This is a genomic window from Roseateles sp. GW821-FHT09H11 (genome assembly GCF_059415845.1).
On sequence record NZ_JBWKOA010000003.1, the window covers coordinates 651,053 to 676,992 of the forward strand.

The following is a 25,940-nucleotide window of genomic DNA, read 5'->3' on the forward strand; positions in this document are numbered from 1 at the left end:
TGCTCGAGCTTCGCGGCAGCTTAGGCCCGGGAGCCCCCTTTATCCTCTCAAGGCCATGCCGCCGCCTCGGGCTGCCTTCAGCCCATGGCCGCCGGTCTGCACATACCGGCGCTGCAGGTCCTCGATCCGTGGCTCCAGCGCCCCCGGATCGCTCATCCGGTCCCGGTAGCGCTTGAGCACCAGCGCGGCCATGTCGATCAGCTTGGCGTTCAGCGTCAGCGTCCCTTGCTCGACCAGCAGCTGCACGCCGGTCTGCGCGTCGCCGCGCATCGCATGGCGCATGGCCGTCTCGGAGATCGCGAACACCCGCGCATTCGCGTCGCGCAGCAACTGCGTGCTGGGTTCGTGGCCTTCGGCCATGCTGATCATCACCTCGGTCGCCGACTTCGAACTGCAGAAGCGCAGGCCGAGCTGGCTCATGAGCGTCTCCATCTCGCTGAGCTCGATGTCCTGCCGCGCCATGCGCACCCACAGCGCGACCAGCAGGCTGGCGGCCTCGAGGTCGAAGTCCTCGTCGGCGGCGCGTCGCGCGAACCGGCGCGCGAGGAGCAGGGCGTCGGCCAGCTTGCGTTCCATCAGCAGCCGCAGGCCCTGCATCAGCACGTCGAAGCCCTGCAGGCGCTGGTCGCGCGGTGCGCGATCCATGCCTTGCGTCAGCGCGTCCATCGCGTATTTCAGTCCCTTGCCGTCCTTCGCATCGAAACGCATCAGCGCGATCAGGGCCAGGCTGTGCGCATCGAACAGCTTGGAGCGCAGGCCCTGCGCCACGCTGCGCTCGAGCATCTTGAGCGCCTCGTCGCGCTGCCCCGCATAGAAGGCCAGCGTGCCGCAGTGCTGCTGCCGCAGCAGACAGCCCGGCGTCAGCGTCGCGGCGGTGCGGTAGGTCGCAAGCGCGGCGTCGATCTCGCCCTGTTCCATCTGCACCCGGCCCATCAGGTCGTAGCTGTCGGCCTGGTCGGGCATGTCGCCGATCAGCGTCTCCAGCGTGCGGCGCGCGGCGCTGAGGTTGCCGCTGGCGACCTCGGTGCGCGCCACGCCCAGCCGCGCCCAGGGCACGGTGCGCGCGGCGATGATGGCCTCGTAGAGTTCACGCGCCTCGGTGTGGCGCTCCAGGCGCAGCAGCAGTTCGGCGCCGATGCGGGCGGCGTATAGCCAGTAGGTCGCCTTGCGCTGGAAGCGCTCGAGGCAGAGGTCCGCGGCGCGGTTGAAGTCCCGCGCGTCGATGGCGTCGAAGATGCCCTTCAGCTCCAGCTTGCGATGCCGCGCATTGGCCAGCCGGTCGGCCAGCGCGGCGCTCGTGTAGGGCTTGACGAGGTAGGCGTCCAGCGCCGCCTCGGCGGCCTCGGCGACCTTCGCGTACGAAGCCTCGCCCGTGACCATCACGAAGACGGTGGAGTAGGGCAGCAGCTGCTCGCGCCGCAGCTCGTCGAGCAGGTCCTGGCCGGACAGCTCGGAGCCGTCGAAGTAGTAGTCGCACAGGACGATGTCGTAGGGCTGCGTCTCCAGGATCACGCGGGCGTCGCGCACGCGGGTGGCCTGGCGCACGTGGCCGACGCCGAGCTCGCGCAACTGCGCCGTCATCAGGCTGCGCGAGTTCGCGTTGCCGTCGATGACCAGCGCCTGCGTCTTGCCCAGCGGGCTGGCGAGCGTCATGGCCGCCGCCCCGCGGCGCCGCGCCACCCGTGCCGGGCGGGCGCCCATGTGAAAAAGCCCGCCTCCGAAGAGAGCGGGCCGGCAGCACCCCAACGATTTGTGCGAATGTCGTCAACCACGGACCGATTGTCTGCCCGGCGACTGGCGCCGGTCCCCCGGGTTTGCGTGGGTGGACCGGCCTGATTCGTGAATCGTGGCGAGGGTTTGCGTGTCGCTGTTGGCGACTTACTTGAAGAGATCCTTGACCCGGTCGGTCCAGCTCTTCGCGTTGGGCGAGTGACGCTCGCCGCCGTCGCGCAGGCTCTTGTCGAGTTCCTTCAGCAGCTTGCGCTGGTGCTCGGTCAGCTTCACCGGCGTCTCGATGCTGATGTGGCAGTACAGGTCGCCCGGATAACTCGAGCGCACGCCCTTGATGCCCTTGCCGCGCAGCCGGAAGGTCTTGCCGTGCTGCGTGCCCTCGGGCAGCTCGATCTCGGCCTTGCCGCCCAGCGTCGGCACCTCGATCGTGCCGCCCAGCGCCGAGGTCGTGATCGACACCGGCATCGTGCAGTGCAGGTCGTCGCCGTCGCGCTCGAAGATGTCGTGCTGCTTGATGCGGATCTCGATGTAGAGATCGCCCGACGGACCGCCGTTGACGCCCGGCTCGCCGTTGCCGGCCGAGCGGATGCGCATGCCTTCGTTGATGCCGGCCGGGATCTTGACTTCCAGCGTCTTGGTCTTCTTGATCTTGCCGGCGCCGTTGCAGGTCGTGCAGGGCTCCGGAATGATCTTGCCGGTGCCGTGGCAGTGCGGGCAGGTCTGCTGGATGCTGAAGAAGCCCTGGCGCATGTGCACCGTGCCGCTGCCGCCGCAGGAGCCGCAGGTCTTGGCGCTGGTGCCGGGTTTTGCGCCGCTGCCGTGGCAGGTCTCGCAGCCTTCCCACGACGGGATGCGGATCTGCGTCTCCTTGCCGCGCGCGGCTTCCTCCAGCGTGATCTCCATCGCGTAGCTCAGGTCGCTGCCGCGGTAGACCTGCTGGCCGCCGCCCTGGCGCCGGCCACCGCCGCCGCCCTGCTGGCCGAAGAGGTCGCCGAAGATGTCGCCGAAGGCCTCCGCGAAGCCGCCGAAGCCTTCCCCGCCCTGGCCGCCGCGGAAGCCCTGGTTCGGATCCACGCCCGCGTGGCCGTACTGGTCGTAGGCGGCCCGCTTCTGCCCGTCCGAGAGCATCTCGTAGGCTTCCTTGGTCTCCTTGAACTTGTCCTCGGCTTCCTTGGCACCGTCGCCCTGATTGCGGTCAGGGTGGTACTTCATCGCGAGCTTGCGATACGCCTTCTTGATGTCCTCTTCGCTGGCGTTCTTCGCGACGCCCAGGACTTCGTAATAGTCACGCTTTGCCATGGATCTTCCTGCGGGCCTCAAACCAAAACGCCGCGCGAGGCTGGCGGCCTCGCGCGGCGGCTGTCAATCGACAGCGATTGCCGTGCGCGATGCCGACGTGAGGGTCGGCATGCACGACGCTTACTTCGAGTCCTTGACTTCCTTGAACTCGGCGTCGACGACGTTGTCGTCGGCCGGCTTGGCCGAGGCCTGCGCACCCGCCGCTTCCGCGTGCTCGGCTCCGGTCGCGCCGGCGGCGCCACCCGCCGCGCCGGCCGCCGCCTGGGCGGCCTGCGCCTCGGCGTACACCTTCTCGCCCAGCTTCTGGCTGGCGGTCATCAGCGCTTCGGTCTTGGCGTCGATGTCGGCCTTGTCCTCGCCCTTGATGGCTTCTTCCAGGTCCTTGATCGATGCCTCGATCTTTTCCTTCTCGCCGGCTTCCAGCTTGTCGCCGTGCTCGGTCAGCGACTTCTGCACCGAGTGGATCAGGCCGTCGGCCTGGTTCTTGGCCTGGACCAGCTCGACCTTCTTCTTGTCCTCGGTCGCGTTGGCCTCGGCGTCCTTGACCATCTTCTCGATCTCGGCCTCGGACAGGCCGGAGTTCGCCTTGATGGTGATCTTGTTTTCCTTGCCGGTGCCCTTGTCCTTGGCGCCGACGTGCAGGATGCCGTTGGCGTCGATGTCGAAGCTGACCTCGATCTGCGGCAGGCCGCGCGGCGCCGGCGGGATGCCTTCGAGGTTGAACTCGCCCAGGCTCTTGTTGGCCTGCGCCAGTTCGCGCTCGCCCTGGTAGACCTTGATGGTCACGGCGGGCTGGCTGTCCTCGGCGGTCGAGAAGGTCTGGCTGAACTTGGTCGGGATGGTCGTGTTCTTCTTGATCATCTTCGTCATCACGCCGCCCAGGGTCTCGATGCCCAGGCTCAGCGGGGTGACGTCCAGCAGCAGCACGTCGGTGCGTTCGCCGCCCAGGACCTGGCCCTGGATCGCGGCGCCGACGGCCACGGCCTCATCGGGGTTCACGTCCTTGCGCGGGTCCTTGCCGAAGAACTCCTTGACCTTCTCCTGCACCTTGGGCATGCGCGACATGCCGCCGACCAGGATCACGTCGTCGATCTCGCCCACCGACACGCCGGCGTCCTTGATCGCGGTGCGGCAGGGGGCGATCGTGCGCTCGATCAGCTCGTCCACCAGCGATTCCAGCTTGGCGCGGGTCAGCTTGATGTTCAGGTGCTTCGGACCGGTGGCGTCGGCCGTGATGTACGGCAGGTTGACGTCGGTCTGCGACGAGTTGGACAGCTCGATCTTGGCCTTCTCGGCCGCTTCCTTCAGGCGCTGCAGGGCCAGCACGTCCTTGGTCAGGTCGACGCCCTGTTCCTTTTTGAACTCGCCGATGATGTAGTCGATGATGCGCTGGTCGAAGTCCTCGCCGCCCAGGAAGGTGTCGCCGTTGGTCGACAGCACTTCGAACTGCTTCTCGCCGTCCACGTCCGCGATCTCGATGATCGAGATGTCGAAGGTGCCGCCGCCCAGGTCGAAGACCGCGATCTTGCGGTCACCCGCGCCGTGCTTGTCCAGGCCGAAGGCCAGGGCCGCGGCGGTGGGCTCGTTGATGATGCGCTTGACGTCCAGGCCGGCGATGCGGCCGGCGTCCTTGGTCGCCTGGCGCTGCGCGTCGTTGAAGTAGGCCGGCACCGTGATGACGGCCTCGGTCACTTCCTCGCCGAGGTAGTCCTCGGCCGTCTTCTTCATCTTGCGCAGGACTTCAGCGGAGACCTGCGGGGGCGCCAGCTTCTTGCCGCGCACTTCCACCCACGCGTCGCCGTTGTCGGCGGCGGCGATGGTGTAGGGCATCAGGTCGATGTCCTTCTGGACTTCCTTTTCCTGGAACTTGCGGCCGATCAGGCGCTTCACCGCGTACAGCGTGTTGCGCGGGTTGGTCACGGCCTGGCGCTTGGCCGAGGCGCCGACCAGCACTTCGCCGTCTTCCTGGTACGCAATGATGGATGGGGTGGTGCGGGCGCCTTCCGCGTTCTCGATGACGCGGGTGGTGTTGCCTTCCATGACCGCCACGCACGAGTTGGTCGTGCCCAGGTCGATGCCGATGATCTTCTTCTTAGCCATGTGGTGCTCCTGAATTTGAAAACGGGGGGAACGGTCAGCGGGGAGGCCTTTCAGGCGGTCCCTGTGCGGCTCATCGGATGAGCGGCTGAAACAACGTTCCGGGATGCTTCTGATCTGTGGATAACTTGCCGGGGTTCAAGGGCCCGGTCACCTTTTTGTGCGAGATCGGTGCGTTTATTTGGGCGCGGTCACGGTGACCAGCGCCGGACGCAGCACGCGGTCGGCGATCAGGAAACCCTTCTGCAGCACGGTCACGACGGTGTTCGGGTCCTGCTCGGCCGGCACCACGGAAATGGCCTGGTGCTGGTGCGGGTCGAATTTCGTGCCGGCGGCCGGGTTGATCTCGACCACCTTGTTGCGCTCCAGCGCGGACTGCAGCTGGCGCAACGTGGCATGGACGCCCTGGAGGACCTGCTCGACGCTGGCGTCGGGCAGGGCGATGGCGGCCGAGAGGCTGTCCAGCACCGGCAGCATCGCCTCGGCGAAGCCTTCGACGGCGAACTTGCGGGCCTTGGTCGTGTCGTCCTCGCCGCGGCGGCGGGTGTTCTCGACCTCGGCCTTGGCGCGCAGGTAGGCGTCGGACATCTCGGCCAGGCGGCGCTCGGTGTCGGCCAGCCTGGCCTCCAGCGTTTCAGGCACCGCGGCGGCGGCGGCGGCAGCAGCTTGCTGGGTCAGTTCGTCCAGCGTCGGATCGGGATGTTGGTTGTCAGTCGTCATGGTTGGAATGCCCCAATGCGGGATGCCCGGGCCTCTCTGCGAAGGCGCGGCCGGCCTCTGGACGGCCAGCCTGCGTCGGGCGACCCGCCGCATCTGAGGCCCATGGCCGGAACTTCAAGAGGGGGATTTTGGCATCCGTGCGCGGGCAAACCCCGGGCCTGCTACCCGGGGGGGGCCGCGGGGACCACGAGACTAGGGCTTCACGTACATCGAGGCGTACCTGGCGCCGAAGTAGAGGATGAACGCGTAACACGCCGCCGGCAGCAGGAAGGACCACTGGACGCCCCAGCCATCGGCCAGCACGCCCTGCGCGAAGGGGACGATGGCGCCGCCGACGATGGCCATGCACAGGATGCCCGAGCCCTGGCCCGTGTGTCTGCCCAGGCCGTGGAGGGCCATGCTGAAGATCGTCGGGAACATGATCGAGTTGCACAGCCCGACCGCCAGGATGGCCCACATCGCGACCGGTCCGTGTCCGAAGGTCGCCGTCAGCACCAGGGCGATGGCCAGCAGGGCGTTGAAGGCCAGCGTCTTGCCAGGGCTGACGGCGCGCATCACGACGAAGCCGATGAAGCGGCCCACCATGGCGCCGGCCCAGTACATGCTCACGTAGCGCGCGGCGTCGGCCGGCGACAGGCCCGCGATGCCCGGTTCGCCCAGGAAGTTGATGAGGAAGCTGCCGACACTGACTTCCGCGCCCACGTACAGGAAGATGCCGATGGCGCCGAGCACCAGATGGCGGTGCGCCCAGGCCGAGCCATGGCCTTCGCCGGGCAGGGCGACGTCCTCGCCATCGTCGATCCGCGGCAGCCTGGCGGCCAGGAAGAGCAGGGCCAGGACCGCGAGCACCGCGGCGAGCGAGAGATAGGGCCCCCGCACGGTCGAGGCCGCCGCGGCCGCGGAGCCCGCCACGGACAGGATCAGCAGGCCGCCGACGGCCGGGCCGATGGTGGTCCCCAAGGAGTTGAAGGCCTGCGTGAGCGTGAGGCGGCTGGAGGCGGTGCGCGCCGGTCCGAGCACGGTCACATACGGATTGGCGGCGACCTGCAGCACGGTGATGCCCGAAGCCAGCACGAAGAAAGCCAGCAGGAACAGGCCATAGCCGCCGAAGGACGCGGGATAGAACAGCGCACAGCCGACGGCGGCGATCAGCAGGCCCGCCACCGCCCCCTTCTGGTACCCGAGGCGCCGGATCAAGGCCCCCGCGGGCAGCGAGACGATGAAGTAGGCGCCGAAGAAGCAGAACTGCACCATCATCGCCTGGACGTAGCTGAGGGTGTAGATCGCCTTGAGGTGCGGGATGAGGATGTCGTTCAGCGAGGTGATCAGTCCCCACATGAAGAACAGGAGGGTGACGACGACCAGCGGGCCGGTATTGCTGCCGTCGTGTCGCGGAGTTCCCGCGCCCGCCCGTTGAGCGCCGAGGGGGAGGTGAGGGGAAGTCTGTGCCATGTCGTCTCCAGTTGTTTTGATCGTCACTGACGCGTTCCGTCCGTCGCGCGCGGCGTTCGTCCGGCGCAGGGGCACGCCCGTTGTTCAGTCCATGGCGCCGCGGCCCTGGACGCTCGGCGGCCCGCTGCCTTGCAGCTGCTCGAACAGGCGATCGATCGCCTGTCTGCCCGGCGGTGTGGCGCCCGACTGCAGGCAGGCCGCGGAGCCGGCAGCCAGCGCCGCATGCAGATGCGCGAGCAGGTCGCGGTCGGCGTGGCGGGTGAGGCTATGCAGCAGACCGGCCACGCTGGCGTCTCCCGCGCCCACGGTGTCGACCACGTCGACCCGGGGCGCCAGGGCATCGCAGCGGACGTCGTCACGGAGCAGGCTCGCCCCCGCGCCGCCGCGTGTCAGCAGGCACAGCGCCGACGGGTTCATCGCGCGCAGCTCGCGCAGCGCCTCGTCGACGCCGGCGCCGGGGAACAGGCCCCGCAGGTCGTCGTCGGAGACCTTGATCAGATCGGCCAGCGCCGCCATGCGCCGCAGCGTGGGCGTGTAGCTGGCATCCATCAGGTGGCGGTAGTTCGGGTCGTAGCTGATGGCCACCCCCTGCTGCTTGAGCTGCGCGGCCATCGCCACCAGCCGGTCGCCGAGCGGCTGGCGCGCCAGGCTGATGCCCCCGAAATGCGCCCAGCGCAGCGCACCGGACCAGCCGGCCGGCAGGGCCTGTTCGTCGAAGTGCAGGTCGGCGCTGTCGTTGCCGATGAAGAAGTAGGACGGCGGCTCCCCCTGTTCGACGACGGCCAGCAACGGCGGGCGATCGACGCGCTGCATCAGCCTCAGATCGAGGCCCGCCCGCTCGCTGGCGGCCCACAGGGCGTCGCCGAAGCGATCCCGGCTGACGGCCCCCGCGAAGGCGGTGGGCTCGCCCAGCGCCGCCAGCGCCCGCGCGACATTCCAGACGGACCCGCCCACGCGGCTGACCCAGTGGTCCTGGCCCTGATGGAGGAGGTCGGTCAGTGCCTCGCCCGCGCAGAGCATCAGCGGCGCGTCATGCATGAGGGGCCTTTCCGAGCGCGCCGACGATGTCGTAGCAGGCCCCCATGGTGTGGTAGTCCACCTTGCCGGCGGGGCTCTTCTCGTCGCTGAGCTTGTGGTTCCGCGGGTCCAGGATGCGATACCAGGCGCCGTGCTCATGGTCGACGAAATGCGTCCAGCTGTAGGCCCACAGGCGCTCGTACCAGTCCCAGTAGAAGGCGGCGTCGGCCGCGCGGACCGCGAGCAGCGCCGCCGCGGCGGCGCTCTCCGCCTGCACCCAGAAGTACTTGTCCGCGTCGCACACGCTCAGGTCCGGCGCGAGCGAGTACTGCAGTCCGCCATGCGCGACATCCCAGCCCTTGTCCACCGCGACCTTGAACAGCCGCTCGGCGGTGGGCAGCGCCCAGCTCAGATCGACACCCAGGACACCGCCGCGCGTTTCCAGCTGCACCAGCAGCTTGGCCCATTCGGTGAAGTGGCCGGGTTGGTAGCCCCAGGGCCGGAACAGGTGGGCCGGATCGTCGATGTTGTAGCGCCAGTCCGGCTGCCATTGCGCGTCGTAGTGCTCCCAGATGAGACCGCCACAGCGTTGGGCCTGCCGCTGGGTGACGTTGTAGGCCAGCAGGCGGGCCCGCTCGAGGTAGCGGTGCTCGCCGGTCGCGTCGTAGGCGGCCAGCATGGCCTCGCAGGCATGCATGTTGGCGTTCTGTCCGCGGTAGCTCGACAGCGACTGCCAGTCGGGGCTGGCCTCGTCCGCATAGAGACCGGACGCGTCATCCCAGAACCGGCGCTCCATCAGGTCGAAGGTCTCGGTCAGCCAGGGCCGGGCTTCGCCCAGTCCTGCCATCAGGGCATGGGCATAGGCCAGCAGCACGAAGGCGTGACCGTAGGCGTGCCGGGTGCCGTCGAGGACCTCGCGCTGTCCCGCACGCCAGTTCAGCAACCAGTGGTAGCCGCCCTGCGAAGTGTCGAGATGCGCCTCGCGCAGGAAGCGCACCGCGTGCCTGAGCCCGTCGCGATGAGCCGGATCGCCGGAGTGGCGGTAAGCCATCGCGTAGGTGAAGACGAAGCGCGTGCTGCTGACCAGGTGGCGCTGGTGGGCGTCGTAGACGGTGCCGTCGTCCTTGAAGAAGTGGTACATGCCGCCGCTCGGATCGATGCAGCGGGGGTGGTAGAAGCTCATGCTGTGCCGGGCGTGGGCGAGCAGCACGGCGGGAGAGCGGAAGTCGGGGAAGTCGGACATGGTGGGAGGGAGTGAGGTGGGGTGAGGCGCGCTAGGCGTCGCCACTGCTGTCACGCACGATCAGGTCGACCGGCAGGACGATGGCTTCGTCGGGGCTGTCGGGCTCGCGTCGCAGGAGCAGTTCGACGCCGGCGGCGCCGAGCGCCTCCTTGTCCACGCGCAGCGTGCTGAGCGACGGCAACGCGGTGGCGGCACCGCTGATGTCGTCGAAGCCCACCACCGCGATGTCCCGTGGCACGTGCCACCCGTGGTCGCGGCAATGCGCCATGGCCACCAGGGCCGTGCTGTCGTTGTAGCAAAGCACGGCATCGGGCGGCTGGGGCAGGCTCAGCAGGCTGCGCATGGCTTCGACGACCCCGGTGTCGCCGTCGCCCATGTTGGGAACGATGATCTCGAGGGCGGGGTCGGCCAGCGTCCCGGACTCGTACAGGGCGCGACGGAAGCCTTGATTGCGCTGCTGGATGCTGAAGTGGGCCAGCGAGCCCGACAGCATCGCGATCCGTCGCCGGCCGCTGCGCAGCAGGTGCCGCGTGGCCAGGTAGCCCCCCATCGCGTTGTCCGGATTGACCGAGGTGAAACCCCGCTGCTGCATGTCGACGAGCACCATCGGCTTGCCTGTCTGCTTGAGCGCCGCGAGGACTTCGGGCTCGAAGAAGCCGGCGCACAGGATCGCGTCGGGCTGGTGCAGCCGTATCTGCTCCATCACCGGTGCCGCGGGGCCGACCACGTTGAAGGACAGCGCAATGCCCGCCTGCCGGCAGGCTTCCTCGGCACCGTGCAGGACCGGGGAGAAAAAATGGCTGGAGGCCCGCGTCCTGTGCTGGCAGTGCAGCAGGAAGGCGATGCGCCGGATGCGCACCTTGCGCAGCCGCGACAGGTCGTAGCCCATCCGATGAGCGGCGTCGTTGACCTTGTCGCGCGTGGCCGCCGTCATGCCGGCCTGGTTCTTGAGCGCTCGTGACACGGTGCCTGACGACAGTCCCGTCGCATGGGCGATGTCTCGGATCGTCACCTGGGTCATGGGTCTTGCATCGATTCGGGGGTCGGGGATGGCCGTCGAGCCGCGCGGTCAGAGCGCGGCGGGCGGACGCGATGCCGGCGCCGCGCCGAAGTCCGGATTGGGGGAGGCCGCCATCGTGAACACGAGCCGGCCGCCCTGCATCAGGCTGGCATGGTCGATCCAGCTGCGCGTGTAGGGCTGGCCGCGCCAGGTCACCGCGCTCACATGGCACTGCGCGGGGCCGTTGCCCACGGCGTCGATCTCCAGCGTGCGGCCACCCGGCAGCGCCAGCGTGGCCCGCTCGACCAGCGGACTGCCGAACACATAACGCGCGCTGACCGGATCCACCGGATACAGCCCCAGCGCGCTGAGCACCAGCCACGCGGACATCTGCCCGCAGTCCTCGTTGCCCGACAGGCCGTCGGGCTGGTCGCTGTACAGCGTGTCCATGATCTGGCGCACGCGGGCCTGGGTCTTCCAGGGCTGGCCCGCGTAGGCATACAGATAGGCGACGTGGTGGCTCGGCTCGTTGCCGTGGGCGTACTGGCCGATCAGGCCGGCGATGTCCGGCGGCGCGCCGGGCAACTGCTCGGAACTCGTGCTGAACAGCGCGTCGAGTTGGGCAACGAAGGCCTGCTCGCCGCCGAACAGCTGCATGTAGCCGGCCACGTCGTGCTGGTTCAAGAACGTGGCCTGCCAGGCGTTGGACTCGGTGAAGTCGTGCCAGCGCGCCGAATGACCGAGCGCACGCGGATCGAAGGGCTCGGCCCAGCGGCCGTCGGCCAGCCGTGGCCGCACGAAGCGCAGCCGGGCGTCGAAGACGTTGCGGTAGTTCAGCGAGCGCTTCTGCAGCAGCGCCGCATCGGCGCTGGCGCCCACGCCGCGGGCCAAGCGGGCCAGCGCCCAATCGTCGTAGGCGTATTCCAGGGTCTTGCTGGTGGCCTCTTCCTCGCGGTCGGACGGGATGAAGCCCCGTTGGCGGTACTCGGGCAGACCGCGGTAGGCATCGTCCATCGCGCGCTGGCGCCACAGCGGCCAGGCACGCTGGAAGTCGATGCCGTCGAAGCCCTTGGCCTGGGCCTCGGCCAGGACCACGGCGGAGTGGTAGCCGATCATGCAGCCGGTCTCGCGCCCCTGCAGCGGCCAGACCGGCACGCCCTGGTCGCTCTGCTCCGCCATGCGGATGAGGCTGTTGACGAGGTCGGGGACGCGCGCGGGCGTCAGCAGCGTCAGCAGCGGATGCAGGCTGCGGTAGGTGTCCCACAGCGAGAACTGCGTGTAGTGGCGCTCGCCCTGCGCCAGTCGGTGCACGCGAAGGTCCATGCCGCGGTATTGGCCGTCCACGTCGCTGGAGAGCGTCGGCGCGAGCAGGCAGTGATACAGCGCCGTGTAGAGCATGCGGCCGTGCCGTTCGTCGAAGGTCCGCAGCCGCAGCGCCGCGAGTTCCCGCTCCCAGGCCGCGCTGGCGGAGGCGCGGACCTGGTCGAAGTCCCATCCGGGCAGTTCGTGACGCAGGTTGCGCAGCGCCCCCTCGGCGCTGACGAAGGAGAGGCCGCACTTCACCAGCAAGGACTCCCCGTCCGCCGTGCGCCAGTGCAGGGCGGCGAGCAGCTGGGTCCCTCGCGACTTACGGGTCGCGGCGCCGTCCGCGTCCGCCCCGTTGAACACCTCGAAGCGCTCGAAGGGCCGCGAGAACTGCATCGCGAAGTACACCTGCCGCCCCTGGGCCCACTGGTCGACCGCGCGCCCGCCCACGAGCGTGTCGTCGCCGACCACCTCGAGCTCGGCCCATGGCACCCGGGTGGGCACGCCCGGCCGGTCCTGCATGCCGTGGCGCAGATCCACCATGAGATGGCTGCGCGAGCCTTGGGCGAAGGTGTAGCGGTGCAGCCCCACGCGCTCGGTGGCGGTCAGCTCGACCGTGACGCCGCGATCCCGCAGGGCGACCCGGTAGTAGCCCGGTTCGGCGGACTGGTCCTCGTGCGTGAACGGGGCCCGCCAACCCAGCCCGGGGTTGTCGGGCGGGCCGGGCTGCCGCCGCACCTCGCCCACGCAGGGCATGACCAGCACGTCGAGCAGGTCGCCGATGCCGGTGCCGCTGAGGTGGGTGTGCGAGAACCCCATGATCGAGCGGTCGTTGTCGTGGTAGCCCGAGCAGGCGTCCCAGTCGGCGTTGTAGGTGTCGGGACCGAGCTGCACCATGCCGAAGGGGCGTGTCGCCGCCGGCGTGGTGTGACCGTGGCCGCCGGTGCCGATGAAGACGTCGACGTGGCGGACGGCCGCTTCGCCCGCGGGCGCCGGTCGCGCAGCGGTCCACCGTCCGGGGTCGGCGCAGCCCGACAGGGGCAGGCTGGTGGCGATCGCCATCTTGAGCAGGTCGCGGCGTGTGGTCATGGGTCAGTTCGCTTGCAGCAGCGCGGGCCGGTGCCGCGCCAGGTCGAGGATCAATTCGCCGAACAGGCCGTTGGCCCAGGCGAACCAGGGGCGGGTGAAATGCGCGGCGTCGTCCTGGTCGAAGGCCTCGTGCATGAAGCCGGTGCCCGCGTGACTGGCCTTGAGCCAGCGCAGGCAGTGGCGGACCTCGGCGGCGCCGGCGGCCGTGGCCGGCGCGGTCAGGGCCTTCATCGTGATGGACATCGGCCAGACCATGCGCAGGCCCTCGTGCGGGCCGCCCGTGCCCTCGGCCACGCGGCCGCGGAAGAAGTAGGGGTTGTCCACGCTCCAGGCCCGCGCACGCGTGCGGCGATACAGCGGCTCGTCCACCGCGCAGACGCCGAGATACGGCAGGCTCAGCAGGCTGGGCGCATTCGCATCGTCCATGAAGAGCTGGTTGCCGAACCCGTCCACCTCGTAGGCCCAGACCTCGCCGGCCGGGGTGCGCAGCCTCGCGTGGCGATTCAGCGCCGTGGCTGTCTCGTCGGCCAGCGCCTTGGCCTCCGTGGCCAGCGCGGCGTCGTGCAGCACCGCGTCGGCCATCACCGCGAGCTGGCGCAAGGACACCACGGCGAACAGGTTGGCCGGCACCAGGAACGGGTAGACGCAGGCGTCGTCCGACGGGCGGAACATCGAGTGGATCAGGCCGACCGGCCGTGTCGGCGCGCCGTAGCCATCGAGGACCAGGGTCTCGGTGGCCGCCTCCGCCCGGCGCTGGAACCGGTAGGGGCCGGGCCCGGCCTTGCGCTGCTGCTCGCGCATCGTGCGCAGGACCGCGCGCATCGCCTCGGCCCACTGCGCGTCGAAGGGCGCGACATCGCCGGTGGCGCGCCAGTAGCCGTGTGCCAGGCGCAGGGGCCAGCACAGCGAGTCGAGTTCCCACTTCCGTTCGGACACGCCGGGCCGCATGTCCGTCAGGTCGCCGATGGCCCACTTGAGTTGCGTGCGGGCCGAGGGGGCCTTCAGGAAGGCGTTGGCGTAGGGATCGATCAGGAGGCAGCGCGCATGGCGGTGGATCACGCCTCGGATGAGACGACGCAGGTCGGCGTCCTCGCGGGCGAACGGCAGGTAGGGCCAGACCTGGGCGGACGAATCGCGCAGCCACATCGCGTCGATGTCGCCGGTGATGACGAAGGCATCGGGCTTGCCGTCGACCGTGCCCAGCGTGACCGTGGTGTCCAGCGTGTTGGGCAGGCAGTTGCCGAACAGCCAGGCCAGCTCCGGATCGCCGATGCGACGCTGGACCTCCGCGATGGCCGCGTCGACCGCGCGACTGACGAAGTGGCGCTGGTCCGGCGGGGGACGGCGGCTGGTGAACTGTTCAGCCGAAGGGGCTGCTGAGGCCGCTGAGGCCGATGAGGCCGAGGCGAAGGCCTGCCCCGCGCCCGACCAGCCGACGCCGCCGGCCAGGCCCAGCTTGAGCATCGCGCGTCGAGCAGGGGAGTGAGACATGTCCGGCCTCCTCATCGCGGCAGCACCTGCCGACCTTCGATGTCGAAGCTCGCGCGCACGACCTCGGCGTGGCCGGGTTGACCGCCGCCGATCGCCAGGCGGTAGCGGCCCGGCTGCACCGATCGGACGCCCGCGGCGTCGACCTGGCTGAGCGCCCGGGCATCGAGCTGGAAGCGAAGGCTGCGGCGCTCGCCGGTCTTCAGCGGGACGCGCTGGAAGGCCACCAGCGCATGAGCGGGCGCCGTGGCCTCCGCGGCCTCGCGTTCCAGGTAGACCTGCACCACCTCGTCGCCGTCCCGCGCGCCGGTATTGGCCACGTCGACGTCGAGCGTGAGCGTCTGTCCCGCACTCAGCAGCGCGGTCGACAGCCGGGGCGCCTGGTAGGCGAATCGGGTGTAGCTCAGGCCGTGGCCGAAGGGCCACAACGGCGAGCCCTTGAAGTAGCGATAGGTGCGCCCCTGCATGCCGTAGTCGGCGAAGGGCGGCAGGTCCTCTGCCGAGCGGTAGAAGGTGACCGGCAGCCTGCCCGCCGGATTGTTGCGACCCAGCAAGGTGTCGGCGATCGCCTGTCCGCCGACCTCGCCGGGATACCAGGCGGCCAGCACGGCGTCCGCGTGTTCGGCGGCCCAGCGCAGGGCCACCGCGCTGCCGGACTGCAGCACCACCACCAGCGGCTTGCCCGAGGCCTTGACCGCCTTCAGCAGTTGCTCCTGGGCCGACGGCAGGTCCAGCGAGCTGCGGTCACCCCCGTCGAAGCCCGGCACCTCCACCTGCAACTGCTCGCCTTCGAGATCGGGCGAGAGACCGACGAAGGCGACGACGACATCGGCCCTGCGCGCGGCGTTCACGGCCTCGGCCAACTGCACGTCGGCCGGCGCCTGCCATTGCAACGCGAGGCCCTGGTCTTCGCCGGTGTGCAGCCACTCCACGCGCAGCGTCCGCGGGCGGCGATCCTCGAATCTCACGGTGGCGGCGGGCTGGTCGGTGTCGCCGTCCTGCAGCAGATGGTCGTCGAGGTAGAGACGAACCCGATCATGTCCGTCGCAATCGAAGCAGCGCTCGACGCGCACGCCGAGTCGGTACTCGCCGGTCGCCGGTGGCACGAACTGACCCCGCCAACGCACCGAGTAGCCGCGCGGCGGCAAACCGGCCGCGGGCGGGGCCCGGTTGAAGTCGAGATTCAAGGCGGCATCGGTGCCGACAGCGACCGGCCTGCCCGCCAATGCCGCATTGGCAAAGACTTCGCGGCGCAGTCCCGGCTTTCCGTCGGGCGTGCGCAGCGCGGCCTGCGGCACGGCCACCGGCACGTCCGCCGCGAGGGCGGACCCCTGGGCGGCGAGCACGCGTGAAGGCCCCAAGGCGCTGCGCAGCCCGGCCAGCGGCGTGATCGGACGGTTCGCCACCCCGTGGTAGTTGGCGTGCAGGTCCTCCAGCAGCTCCGCCGTGGGACCGACGACGGCCACGTGGCTGTGCGCCGCCAGGGGCAACACGCCGTTGTTCTTCAACAGGACCATCGACTCGCGCGCCGCGCGCAGCGCCAGCGCGCGGTTCGCCGCCCACGGGATGGGCCGTGCCGCCGGCGCCGGCGAGAACAGGCCCAGCCGCAAGCGCGCCTCGAACAGCCGCTGCAGCGAGCGGTCCAGCGCCGCCTCGCTGACGCGGCCGCTGGCCACGGCAGCGGCCAGCGCGGCAAAGCTGCGGCCGCAGTTCAGGTCCGTGCCGGCCTGCAGCGCCCGGGCCGACGCCTCGGCGTCATCAGGCGTGGTCTTGTGGAAGAGCGTCATGTCCTCGACCGCATCGCAATCGGTGACGACGAAGCCCTCGAAGCCCCAGTCCCCGCGCAGGCGGTCCTGCAGCAGACCGGCGTTCGCGCAGGCGGGCGTGCCATCCAGGGCGTTGTAGGCGCACATGATCGAGCCGGCATGCGCTTCCGTGACCGCCGCGCGGAAGGCCGGCAGGTAGCTCTCCTCCAGGTCGCGGGCCGAAGGGTTGACGTTGAACTGGTGGCGATCGCGCTCCGGTCCGCTGTGCACGGCGAAGTGCTTCGGCGTGGCGATCACCACCGGGCGCTGCGCGTCGGGACCCTGCAGCCCCCGCACGAAGGCGACGCCAAGGCGAGCCGTGAGCACCGGGTCTTCGCCGTAGGTCTCCTGCCCCCGCCCCCAGCGCGGATCGCGGAACAGGTTGATGTTGGGCGACCAGATCGTCAGCCCGCCGTAGCGGGCCGAATCGCGCGACGCGCCTGGCGGCGGCACCGCCGTCTTGGCACGCGCCTCGGCGGCGATCACGCCCCCCACGGTCTGCAGCAGCGGGGCGTCCCAGCTGGCGGCCAGGCCGATGGCCTGGGGGAACACCGTGGCACGGCCGTTGCGCGCCAGGCCGTGCAGGCCTTCGCTCCACCATCCGTAGGCCGGAACCCCCAGGCGTTCGATGGCGGGCGCGCCATCCTGCAACTGGGCGATCTTCTCTTGCAGGCTGAGCCGGCGCACGAGATCGGCGGCGCGTTCGGCGTCGCCCAGACGCGCGTCGAGATAGGCGGGCGAGGTGGGCGCGGCGTGGGTCGACTGCCCGTGCAGCAGCGCGGCAAGACACAGCCACAGCGTCAGGTGTTGCGCCGGCTTCGTCCGACGGAGCGCGGGCGAGCGCCTGGCAGCCTCAGCCGAGGCGACGCGGGTCCAATTGCACATGCCGAATCTGGCTCCGTTTGTGGGTGTAGGTGACATGCACGCTGCCGTCCTGCGCCTGGATCGCCGCGGGGTAGGAGAACTCCTGCCCCGGCTCGTCCTCCAGCGTCGCCACGGTGCGCCAGTGCTGCCCGCCGTCGGTCGACAGCGCGACGTCCAGCCGGTCCCGGCCGATCCACCAGTCCCGGCCGCGCTCGCGCGGGTTGAAGACCATCAGCAGATGGCCGCCTCGCAGGCCGAGGGCCTCGATGCCGGCATTGGGATTGGGCAGTGACGTCAGGGTTGGCAACGACCAGGAGCGCCCGCCATCGCGTGAGCGCGTGACGGCGATGCGGTCCGCCATGCTGCGCGCAAAGGCCAGCACGCTGCCGTCGGGCCGCAACACCAGGCTGGGCTGGATCAGCATGAACCCGCGAGGGTCGGCCACCGGCGCGTTCTCCAGCCAACTGCGGCCCAGGTCCCGGGTGCGCTCGAAGTGGATGCGCCAGTGGTGCTCGTCTTCCTCAGTGCTGGAGGGGCACAGCAGCGTGCCGTCCGCCAGCAGGAGGGGCTTGCTGCGGATCGGACCCAGGACGCCCTCGGGCAGTCGTCGCGGCGACGACCAACTGCCGCCGCCGTCGTCGGAGGTGATCAGCTCGCCCCACCAGCGCTGGGGGCTGGGGCCGACCTTGTAGAACAGCAGCAGCTGGCCGCCTTGCGCGGCGCCTGCCTGAAAGAGCACGGGGTTCCAGGTGGGCCAGCAGGTGCCGTCGGGCTGGCGCCCATCGGCGACAGGCCGCGGCGGACTCCAGGTGCCTGCTTCAAGCCGCGAGCACCAGATGCGCACGTCGGGCGCGCGCTCGGCGGTGCCCCCGAACCAGGCGGCCAGCAGGCCACCACCGGGCAAGGCCACCAGCGTGGAGGCATGCACCTGCGGCGTGGTCTGCTGCGTGTCGATGAACTCCCCGCGCACCACGGGACTGGCGCCCCAGGCGCGTGTCCCCGCCATGCCGGCCAGCGCGGCGCCCAGCAGGCGCCGACGGGACGTGCAGACCGCCGCCGCTGTCATCGGGCCGCCCGCATCGCGGCCAGACGCCCGGCATCGATGCGCGCCTCGAAGCTGCCGCCGGCGCGGGCGCCGCTGCCCACGTGATACTGCCGCGCGCCGATGAGGCGATGCAACGCGCCCAGGTTGCCGGCATTCACGCCCGAGCCCACCAGCGGTTCGACGCCTTCGCCCAGTTGCCAGCGCTTCACGAGCTGCCCGAGCAGCGCCGCGCCTTGCTCAGCGGTCGGCGCAGCGCCCGACGTCAGCAATTGCGTCACCGCCCCCCGGTACGCGCTCAGCGTGCCGAAGGCACGGACCGGGTCGCGCACCGCGTCGAAGGCGCGATGGAAGGTCAGCGGCAGGCCATCGGCCCATCGCAGCACCTGGTCCAGGCATGCCCGGTCGATGTCGCCCTCGGGTGTCAGCGCGCCAAACACCACGCCGTGCGCGCCCGCGTCGCGAATCATGGCCACGGCCTCGCGCATCTGGCGCCTGTCGGCCTCGTCGTAGGAGAAGGAGCGGGCGTGAGGCCGCACCATGACCATCACCGGGAGACGACACTGCTTCACCACGTCGCGCACCACGTCCGCCGCTGGCGTGAGCCCGCCCTGGGCCATGTCGGACACGAGCTCGAGCCGGTCCGCGCCCGCGGCCTCGGCGTCGCGCGCGTCCTGCGCCGACAGGGCGATGACTTCGATCAAGACCGGCGCTTGGCTCATGGGGCGGCGAAGAGCTTGAACTCGCGGATGCTCGCGGTGCCGGCGCTGTTGACGATGCGCAGTCGCACGCGACGGGTGCTCACCGGCGCGAACTTGTCGATCTTCATGTGGCCCACCGCCTGGGCCTTGGCCAGGGTCGTCCAGCGGTGCCCGTCCCAGGCCTGGATCACGTAGCCGCGCACATGCTGGCCGTCCTCCAGGCGCTCCATGGTCAGCGCGCGGTCGATGGTGACCGCCTTGCCGAAGTCGACCTCCAGCACGCCCTGATTGGCCTCCGTGGCCGTCCAGAAGGTGTCGGGATCGTTGTCCAGCGCCGCTTGCGAGCGCGCGTCGGTCTTGCCGTGCCGCGCCGCCACGTTGGCGGCATCCCCATAACGCGCTTGCAGGGCCTGCCCGAACTCGGCCAGGCGTTTCACGTCCGCGTCCGGCAACAGGCCCCGGCGGTCGGGCGCCAGGCCCAGCACCAGCTGGCCGCCTCGGCCCACGCTGTCTTCATAGTTCTGCAGGAGCTCGTCGACGGTCTTCAACGAGGCGGCGAACTCGGGTCGCGAATTCCAGAACCAGAAATCCTTGTGCAGCGGCGTATCCACTTCCACGGGCCGCCAGCGCAGCTTGCCGTGGCGGTCGATGACGTTCCAGTTCTCGCCTTCGATCACGCCGACCTCGTTGCCTACCCAGCGGATGTCGCCGTACTCGAACAGCGCGGTGTCGGCAAACACCATGGCGTTGGGCTGGTAGGTGCGCAGCGTCGCGACGTAGCGTTCGAAGTCGTAGACGTGGCCCCCGCTGCCAGCACCGTCGAGCCACCATTCGACCAGGGGGCCGTAGCCCGACGCCAGCTCCGTCAACTGGCCGGCGTAAAACTTGTCGTAGGCCTTGGCATCGGCGTAGCGGGGCTCGTGACGGTCCCAGGGCGAGAGGTAGACGCCCATGCCCATGCCTTCCTTCTTCACGGCCTCGGCGGTCATGCGGACCAGGTCGCCCTGGCCGTTCAGCCACGGGCTGGACTTGACCGAGTAGTCGCTCTCATGGGTCGGCCACAGCGCGAAGCCGTCGTGGTGCTTGGCGACCAGCACCAGGTAGTTGGCGCCCGCCGACTTCGCCGCGCGTGCCCACTGGCCCGGGTCCACGCGGTCGGGGTTGAACACGGCAGGGGCCGCTTGCCCGTCGCCCCACTCACGGTCCAGGAAGGTGTTGGTGCCGAAGTGGACCAGCACGCCAAATCCACGATCCTGCCAGGCCAGCTGCTGCGGCGAGGGCGTGGTGTCGGTGAACGATTCGCTGGCCGATGCAGCGGTGAGCTGCAGGGCAGCCAGGGCCATGCACAGCGCAGGCAGCTTCCTCATCAACGGTCGGTACATCCTCAGATCCATCCAATGTCGCAAGACAAGGCTGATCGGCTCTCGCGAGCCGATCAGCGTGGCACGCTCAGAGCTTGAAGTTCATGCCCAGCACGATCGTGCGTCCGTTCTTGTAGAAGCCGGTGGGCGCATCCTTCGTACCGCTGAACTGGTAATAGGTCTGGTCCAGCAGATTCGTCGCGCTCAAACTGATCCCGATCTTTTTCGTGATCTCGTAGGAGGCGGACAGATCCAGTTGCTTGTACTGGTCGGTGAAATCCTGGGAATTCAGGCGACCGATCTGCGTGAAGTATTGCGAACGCCAGCTGTAGACCAGACGAGCCGCGAAACCGGCGTACTCGAAATACGGAATGATGTTGACCGTATTCTTCGACAGGTAGGGCAGGTTGAGACCTTCGCCCGTATCCGCCTTGGCATAGGTGTAGTTGGTCTGCAGACCGAAGCCATAACCCAGGTTCTGCTGATACATCAGCGACAGCCCCTTGACCTTGGCCGAGCTGGCATTGACCGGCGAGCTGATCGAGAAGGTGCGGTCGTTGATGACCCGGTCGTTCGTCACATTCACCACGTAATTGCTCACGTCGCGATAGAAGAACTCGGCGCCGACCATGCTTTGCGGCGCGAAATACCACTCGCCCGCCACGTCGAAGTTGGTCGACTCGTAGGGTTTCAGGTTGGGATTGCCGCCGCTGCCGGTGCCTCTCACCAGATCCAGGTTGGTGGCGCCGGCGAGATCGGAATACCGCGGACGCGCCAGTACTTTCGCCACCGAGAAACGGACGACCTTGGTGGAATCCAGCTCATAGGCGGCGTTGAAGCTGGGGAGGAACTTGTTGTAGCTCGTGTCGGTGGTCGTCGGCGCATAGGTGCTGCCGCCGTCGTTCGACAGGTAATAGTTCGAATCGTCCTTGGTGTGCACATAACGGACACCAAAGTTGCCTCGCCACCCGCCCACGTCGTAATTGAACTGCGTGTAGAGATTGGTCGTGTCCTCACGCACGCTGAAGGAGGAGCCATAGTCCGTGGTGAACGGTCCCTGCGGTTGACCCAGCAGGTAGTTCTTGACCTGCCCCAGGTCGGCGGTCGGCCAGTTCCGGATATCGCCACTCACATCCAGGCCGTCGTACAGCCCCGACGGCGCGTGAGAACTGCCGAACTGGTCCAGGCTGATGTCGCTCGTGGTATTGATGCGATTGCCGCGCGCGGACACGCCGTTGTCGTGCTTGATGAATTTGGTGCCGATCAGCACTTCATTGATCGGGCCCCAATTCAGCTGCCGGGACAGGTCGATCTGGCCGTAGCGCTCGCGGTCGCTGCTTTCCGCGTAGTAAATGCCGCCCGCCTGGTATTTGCCGTCGATCTGCGCGCCGGGCGCGGAGCCGGCCGGCGCGCCGGGGAGGCCCCAGTTGGACGCGCTGCCGTTGTCGTAGACGATGCCCGCCTGCTTGGGGCCGTAGTTGAAGGAATAACCGCCCGACTTCAGCAGATACTTCATCAGGTATTCCGGCGATTTGCCGCCGGAGGCTGACGTGTAACCCACCTGACTGGCGAGTTTCCAATCATCGCCCTTGAAATCGTGCCGCAGGTTCAGGCTCTTGGTGACAACCGTGGACTCGCGGTAATTCGCATCCAGTTCGGCATAGGGCTGGTTGCCATTGCCGGCGCCTGCCGTGACGGTGGCCGCGGTGATCAGTCCGTTGTTGACGGTCGCCTGGGTGATCTTGTCGACGTCGCCGCAACCCGGGCAGGCATATCGCGCTTCGCTGTAGTTGTTGTATTGGCCGTGCACATAGATGCCGGTCAGGTTCAACTCGTTCTTGTCGTTGGGCTTCCACTGCAAGGCGCCCTGGAAGCTGTCGCGCTGACGCGTCTGCTGGAAGAAGTCGCTGTCGATGGCCACGGGCATGCGCGCCGTCTGGGGATTCCCGCTGCCCGAGATCGTCGCCGACGGGCTGATGCCATTGCCGGTGGTATAGCCGAAGAACTCGATGCCGGCTTGCGCAAGGGTTTGCTTGTCATGCGACACCGCAGCCAGGAAACCAAAGTCGTTGGCTTCGTTTTTCCAGCTGTACAGCGCGGACGCCCGCGGATTGCCATCCCGGGAACGGTCGTTGTAGCTGTAGCCCAGCGAGCCCCGCAAGGTATTGGCCGGCAGATCCAGCGGCTTGCGGGTATGAATGATCACCGTGCCGCCGATGCTGCCCTCGTCGATGCGCGCTTCGGGCGACTTGTAGACCTCCATCACGCCGATGATTTCCGGCGACAGCAGGGTGTAGTTGAAGGTGCGGCCGCTGGTGTCGCTGGGGTTTCCGCCCCAATCCCCCGAGGCAATGGTCTGGCCATTGACCAGCACCCGGTTCAACGCCGGATCGGTCCCGTTGATGCTGACCTTTTCGCCTTCGCCGTACAGACGGTCCACCGCCACGCCGGGCAGGTGGGCCAGGGATTCGGCCGCGTTGGTATCGGGGAACTTGCCGATATCCTCGGCACTGATCACATCCTTGATCGAGTCGGCGTTGCGCTTGAGATTCATCGCGCGCAGCAGGCTGGCGCGATAACCGGTCACGTTGACCGTTTCCAGCGCCTCGGCCTTGGTATCGCGGGTGGCTGCCGGTGCGGCTGCCGGTGCGGCCACGGGCGCGGACGCTGCGGCACTCGGCGGCGTCGGTGGCGGCGCCGCCTGTGCAAATGCGGCGGGCCCGTAAATGGCCGCGAGCGAGGACACGAGGGTGGTTTTCAGGAGAAGTCGATTCGGTTTCATCATCGCAATCTTCTTAGAGGGGGGCGTGGAGGGGGACAGTGCCAAGACTGTCGATGGGGCCACGGTGGTTGGGATGTTCGACGGATGTGCCAGAACACTGCGCCGGCGCAGTCTGTTGGGCCATCTGTCGCTGGCACGCGGCCTCATGAGCCCTGCCAGCCTCTTGTCGATTCCATTCCGTCAATTCGGATTCCCTATATCCTTGTGGCATGAAATAACAAATACAAAAGCTGTGTCGGTCGATCTTCCCGAGCAAGATCAATGCAGTATTGAATTCACCAGGGAGCGCAGATTCAGCTGCGCCTGCAATGCTGGCAACGACGCTTTGGACCGCAGCGGAATGACCACTTCGTCGCCGGCACGGATATCCAGCGAGTTATCCTCGAGCTCGACATCCAGCAGGCCGAAATCGACCCACACCGCGCGGGCGAAAGACGTGGATGTGATCGACAGCCGCCAGGAATCCGGCGCACCGGAAGGATCCGGACTGATGCGGGTCTGGAACTGGGGATCAACGAGTTTCAAATCCTTGGCGGGCACGAAGTAAACCGGCTGCCTGGCCACCACCTTGCCCCCGGCGATCAACTCGACTTCGGCGACCGTCCGGGTGGGATCCGCACCTTGCAGGAGGGCGGCGTCGGCGCGTTGCCAGACGGGCGTGACGGCGAGGGGCTTGACGACCACGGCCGTACGTTCCGATCGCAGGACGCGGCCATCCAGGTCCGAGACGCGCAGGCGCACTTCAGCGTCGAAGGGCTCGACCTTGTCGGAGACCACGGAGAAGTCGGTCTTGCCGGCCAGGCGCAGGGCCGTCACGGTCGTGTCCGCGTAGAAGCGCCGCGCGTGGAACTGCAGCGCCTTCCATCGACCGAAGAAGTCCACGCTCGACCAGGAGGCCCCGGGCCAGACATCGTTCAGCTGCCAGTAGAGCGAGCCCATGGACCGCGGGCGCTGACTGCGCAGGTGGGTGGCCGCCAGTTCGATGCCCTCGGCCTGCATGACCTGGCTGAGGTAGACGAACGAGGCGAAGTCCTTGGGCTCGCCGTAGTTCTTGCGGATGTAGAACAGCACGCGATCGTTGCCCACGTCGGGACCCGCGGCCACGCCGAACTTCTGGTGCGCGCGGATCACCGGCGAGTCCACGCGCTGGTCCTCGGGACCGGCATAACTCGCGACGGTGCGCATCTCGGGGTAGGACTGCAGGCCGTACTCCGACATGAAGCGCGGCGTGGTGGTCAGGAAGGTCTCGACCGGCGCCGAGCCGCCCCAGACCCGCCAGAAGTGCACGTCGCCATCGTCCATCTGGCCGGACGGCCCCTCGAGGTCGACGCCGGGCGACGTCGCCCAGTAGGGCACCTCGGGCGCATGCCGCTGCACGACGCCGCGCAGCACATCGCCGAACAGCTTGAGGTTGGCGCTCCACAGCCGCTCGCGCTCGTCCGGGGAGATCCGGTTCTTGAAGGCCAGCGTGGCGTCCCACGTTTCCCAGTCGGCCTGCACCTCGTTGCCGCCGCACCAGAGCACGATGCTCGGGTGATCGCGCAGGCGGCGCACCTGCTCGACGGCTTCCTGGCGGACGTTCTCCTGGAAGCCCGTGTCCGCCGGCAGGATGGCGCCGCCGAACATGAAGTCCTGCCAGATCAGGAGGCCCAGGGCATCGGCCTCTTCGTAGAACGCGTCGCTTTCGTAGTAGCCGCCGCCCCAGAGCCGCAGCATGTTCATGTTGGCGCGGCGGGCGCTTTGCAGCAGGGCGCGCTGCCGTGCGCGCGTGACGCGGTTGGGGAAGCTGTCGAGCGGGATCAGGTTCGCGCCCTTGGCGAACACCGGAATGCCGTTGATCACGAACGCGAAGCTTCGGCCCCAGGCATCCTTCTCGCGTCGCAGCTCGACGGTGCGCAGACCGGTGCGACGCGCCACGCGGGCCAGTTCGACACCCCCCTGCGTCAGCGTGGCTTGCAGCGCATACATCGGCTGCGCGCCATAGCCCGCCGGGAACCAGCGCTGCGGACGTTCGATGCGCACCGGCACGCTCAGCGCATTGCGGCCTGGATCCAGCATCACGTCCTGCGTCAGCGTGAAGGCGGCACCGCTGGGCGGCACCACCTCGACCTGCAGCCGGGCCGGGCCCGCGCGGGTGACGTCCACCTCGAGCTCGGCCGCGAGTTGCGCCACGCCTTCGTCCACGCGCTGCTGGCGGACGTGGAAATCCTCGACGCGGACGTGGCTCCAGCTTTCCAAACGCACCGGCTGCCAGATGCCCAGGGTCACGAAACGCGGCCCCCAGTCCCAGCCGTACTGGTACTGCGCCTTGCGGACATAGGTCGCGGTGGCCACGCCCTTGGGTTCGTCGCCGAACTGTGAGTCGTAAGCGCCCGGCAGGGCGTAGGGCTGCTTGAGCAGCCAGGGCAGCGTGCGCTTGATGGGCGATTGCAGGCGCACGAGCAGCGTGTTGCGACCGGGCTTGAGCAAGGCCTTGGCCGGCAGCCGCCAGCGACGGAACATGTTGTCGGTCGTCGCCAGCGGCTGACCGTTGAGGCTGATGCCGGCGAAGGTGTCCAGGCCGTCGAACACCAGGTCGACCTGCTCGCGGGCCAGGGTCGCGGCGTCGACCTGGAACTCCAGCCGGTACTCCCAATCCGACAGCCCGATCCATTGCAGGCGGGCTTCGTGGTCCGCCGCGAAGGGGTCGGCAATCAACCGGGCCTCCAGCAGGTCGGTCTGCACCGTGCCTGGCACGGTCGCGCCGTGCCAGGTCGCGGCCTCGGGATGGGCCGAGGCGGCCTCCGGATCGGCCAGGCGGAACTGCCAGCCCGCGTCCAGCGGCTGCGTGTGCATCTGCGCCAGCGCCCATGGCGTCACGCCGGCGAGCGTGGCCGCCAGGCCAAGGGCGCGCACGGCCTGGACCCAACGGGCAATGAGGAGGGACTTGTGCATCTGGAGGCGC

Annotated in this window: 16 protein-coding genes; all 16 read right to left on the minus strand. The window is 68.7% G+C overall.

Annotated elements, in window-relative coordinates; genetic code table 11:
- Positions 1 to 39: 39 nt before the first annotated feature.
- On the minus strand, positions 40 to 1,653 hold the full coding sequence (locus tag AC07PR_RS13680; protein WP_377152756.1) for a response regulator: 1,614 nt from the start codon (positions 1,651 to 1,653) through the stop codon (positions 40 to 42).
- Between the two features lie 225 nt (positions 1,654 to 1,878).
- On the minus strand, positions 1,879 to 3,030 hold the full coding sequence (dnaJ, locus tag AC07PR_RS13685) for a molecular chaperone DnaJ (protein ID WP_377152758.1): 1,152 nt from the start codon (positions 3,028 to 3,030) through the stop codon (positions 1,879 to 1,881).
- Positions 3,031 to 3,150: 120 nt separating this feature from the next.
- Positions 3,151 to 5,130, minus strand: a complete 1,980-nt coding sequence (dnaK, locus tag AC07PR_RS13690; protein WP_377152760.1) for a molecular chaperone DnaK — start codon at positions 5,128 to 5,130, stop codon at positions 3,151 to 3,153.
- 174 nt (positions 5,131 to 5,304) lie between these two features.
- Positions 5,305 to 5,847, minus strand: coding sequence for a nucleotide exchange factor GrpE (grpE, locus tag AC07PR_RS13695; protein ID WP_431104664.1), 543 nt, complete (start codon positions 5,845 to 5,847; stop codon positions 5,305 to 5,307).
- A 192-nt stretch (positions 5,848 to 6,039) separates the two neighbouring features.
- The gene (locus tag AC07PR_RS13700; protein WP_495135605.1) at positions 6,040 to 7,299 is read right to left on the minus strand and encodes a sugar MFS transporter; all 1,260 of its coding nucleotides are present in this window, start codon (positions 7,297 to 7,299) and stop codon (positions 6,040 to 6,042) included.
- 84 nt (positions 7,300 to 7,383) lie between these two features.
- Positions 7,384 to 8,337, minus strand: coding sequence for a carbohydrate kinase family protein (locus AC07PR_RS13705; RefSeq protein WP_495135606.1), 954 nt, complete (start codon positions 8,335 to 8,337; stop codon positions 7,384 to 7,386).
- The gene (locus AC07PR_RS13710; protein ID WP_495135607.1) at positions 8,330 to 9,559 is read right to left on the minus strand and encodes an AGE family epimerase/isomerase; all 1,230 of its coding nucleotides are present in this window, start codon (positions 9,557 to 9,559) and stop codon (positions 8,330 to 8,332) included. The genes AC07PR_RS13705 and AC07PR_RS13710 overlap by 8 nt, the downstream gene beginning before the upstream one ends.
- 31 nt (positions 9,560 to 9,590) lie before the next feature.
- A complete protein-coding gene (locus AC07PR_RS13715; RefSeq protein ID WP_377152768.1) occupies positions 9,591 to 10,580 on the minus strand; it encodes a LacI family DNA-binding transcriptional regulator in 990 nt (329 codons plus the stop codon).
- A gap of 48 nt (positions 10,581 to 10,628) precedes the next feature.
- The gene (locus AC07PR_RS13720) at positions 10,629 to 12,953 is read right to left on the minus strand and encodes a GH92 family glycosyl hydrolase (RefSeq protein WP_495135608.1); all 2,325 of its coding nucleotides are present in this window, start codon (positions 12,951 to 12,953) and stop codon (positions 10,629 to 10,631) included.
- 3 nt (positions 12,954 to 12,956) lie between these two features.
- The gene (locus tag AC07PR_RS13725; RefSeq protein ID WP_495135609.1) at positions 12,957 to 14,444 is read right to left on the minus strand and encodes a glycoside hydrolase family 125 protein; all 1,488 of its coding nucleotides are present in this window, start codon (positions 14,442 to 14,444) and stop codon (positions 12,957 to 12,959) included.
- 11 nt (positions 14,445 to 14,455) lie between these two features.
- Positions 14,456 to 17,131 carry a glycoside hydrolase family 3 C-terminal domain-containing protein gene (locus AC07PR_RS13730; RefSeq protein ID WP_495135610.1) on the minus strand — a complete coding sequence of 892 codons (2,676 nt, stop codon included), beginning with the start codon at positions 17,129 to 17,131 and terminating at the stop codon, positions 14,456 to 14,458.
- A complete protein-coding gene (locus AC07PR_RS13735; protein WP_495135611.1) occupies positions 17,100 to 18,176 on the minus strand; it encodes a sialidase family protein in 1,077 nt (358 codons plus the stop codon). The genes AC07PR_RS13730 and AC07PR_RS13735 overlap by 32 nt, the downstream gene beginning before the upstream one ends.
- Positions 18,173 to 18,874, minus strand: coding sequence for a copper homeostasis protein CutC (locus AC07PR_RS13740; protein WP_495135612.1), 702 nt, complete (start codon positions 18,872 to 18,874; stop codon positions 18,173 to 18,175). The genes AC07PR_RS13735 and AC07PR_RS13740 overlap by 4 nt, the downstream gene beginning before the upstream one ends.
- The gene (locus AC07PR_RS13745) at positions 18,871 to 20,220 is read right to left on the minus strand and encodes an alpha-L-fucosidase (protein ID WP_483107252.1); all 1,350 of its coding nucleotides are present in this window, start codon (positions 20,218 to 20,220) and stop codon (positions 18,871 to 18,873) included. The genes AC07PR_RS13740 and AC07PR_RS13745 overlap by 4 nt, the downstream gene beginning before the upstream one ends.
- Before the next feature lie 82 nt (positions 20,221 to 20,302).
- Positions 20,303 to 22,999, minus strand: coding sequence for a TonB-dependent receptor (locus tag AC07PR_RS13750; protein ID WP_483107251.1), 2,697 nt, complete (start codon positions 22,997 to 22,999; stop codon positions 20,303 to 20,305).
- 255 nt (positions 23,000 to 23,254) lie between these two features.
- The gene (locus tag AC07PR_RS13755) at positions 23,255 to 25,930 is read right to left on the minus strand and encodes a beta-mannosidase (RefSeq protein ID WP_495135613.1); all 2,676 of its coding nucleotides are present in this window, start codon (positions 25,928 to 25,930) and stop codon (positions 23,255 to 23,257) included.
- Positions 25,931 to 25,940: the final 10 nt, after the last annotated feature.

Bases quoted from the DNA above. Each gene is read 5' to 3' on its own strand.
- AC07PR_RS13680 (WP_377152756.1), bottom strand. From the start codon at position 1,653: ATGACGCTCGCCAGCCCGCTGGGCAAGACGCAGGCGCTGGTCATCGAC.
- dnaJ (WP_377152758.1), bottom strand. From the start codon at position 3,030: ATGGCAAAGCGTGACTATTACGAAGTCCTGGGCGTCGCGAAGAACGCC.
- dnaK (WP_377152760.1), bottom strand. From the start codon at position 5,130: ATGGCTAAGAAGAAGATCATCGGCATCGACCTGGGCACGACCAACTCG.
- grpE (WP_431104664.1), bottom strand. From the start codon at position 5,847: ATGACGACTGACAACCAACATCCCGATCCGACGCTGGACGAACTGACC.
- AC07PR_RS13700 (WP_495135605.1), bottom strand. From the start codon at position 7,299: ATGGCACAGACTTCCCCTCACCTCCCCCTCGGCGCTCAACGGGCGGGC.
- AC07PR_RS13705 (WP_495135606.1), bottom strand. From the start codon at position 8,337: ATGCATGACGCGCCGCTGATGCTCTGCGCGGGCGAGGCACTGACCGAC.
- AC07PR_RS13710 (WP_495135607.1), bottom strand. From the start codon at position 9,559: ATGTCCGACTTCCCCGACTTCCGCTCTCCCGCCGTGCTGCTCGCCCAC.
- AC07PR_RS13715 (WP_377152768.1), bottom strand. From the start codon at position 10,580: ATGACCCAGGTGACGATCCGAGACATCGCCCATGCGACGGGACTGTCG.
- AC07PR_RS13720 (WP_495135608.1), bottom strand. From the start codon at position 12,953: ATGACCACACGCCGCGACCTGCTCAAGATGGCGATCGCCACCAGCCTG.
- AC07PR_RS13725 (WP_495135609.1), bottom strand. From the start codon at position 14,444: ATGTCTCACTCCCCTGCTCGACGCGCGATGCTCAAGCTGGGCCTGGCC.
- AC07PR_RS13730 (WP_495135610.1), bottom strand. From the start codon at position 17,131: ATGTGCAATTGGACCCGCGTCGCCTCGGCTGAGGCTGCCAGGCGCTCG.
- AC07PR_RS13735 (WP_495135611.1), bottom strand. From the start codon at position 18,176: ATGACAGCGGCGGCGGTCTGCACGTCCCGTCGGCGCCTGCTGGGCGCC.
- AC07PR_RS13740 (WP_495135612.1), bottom strand. From the start codon at position 18,874: ATGAGCCAAGCGCCGGTCTTGATCGAAGTCATCGCCCTGTCGGCGCAG.
- AC07PR_RS13745 (WP_483107252.1), bottom strand. From the start codon at position 20,220: ATGAGGAAGCTGCCTGCGCTGTGCATGGCCCTGGCTGCCCTGCAGCTC.
- AC07PR_RS13750 (WP_483107251.1), bottom strand. From the start codon at position 22,999: ATGATGAAACCGAATCGACTTCTCCTGAAAACCACCCTCGTGTCCTCG.
- AC07PR_RS13755 (WP_495135613.1), bottom strand. From the start codon at position 25,930: ATGCACAAGTCCCTCCTCATTGCCCGTTGGGTCCAGGCCGTGCGCGCC.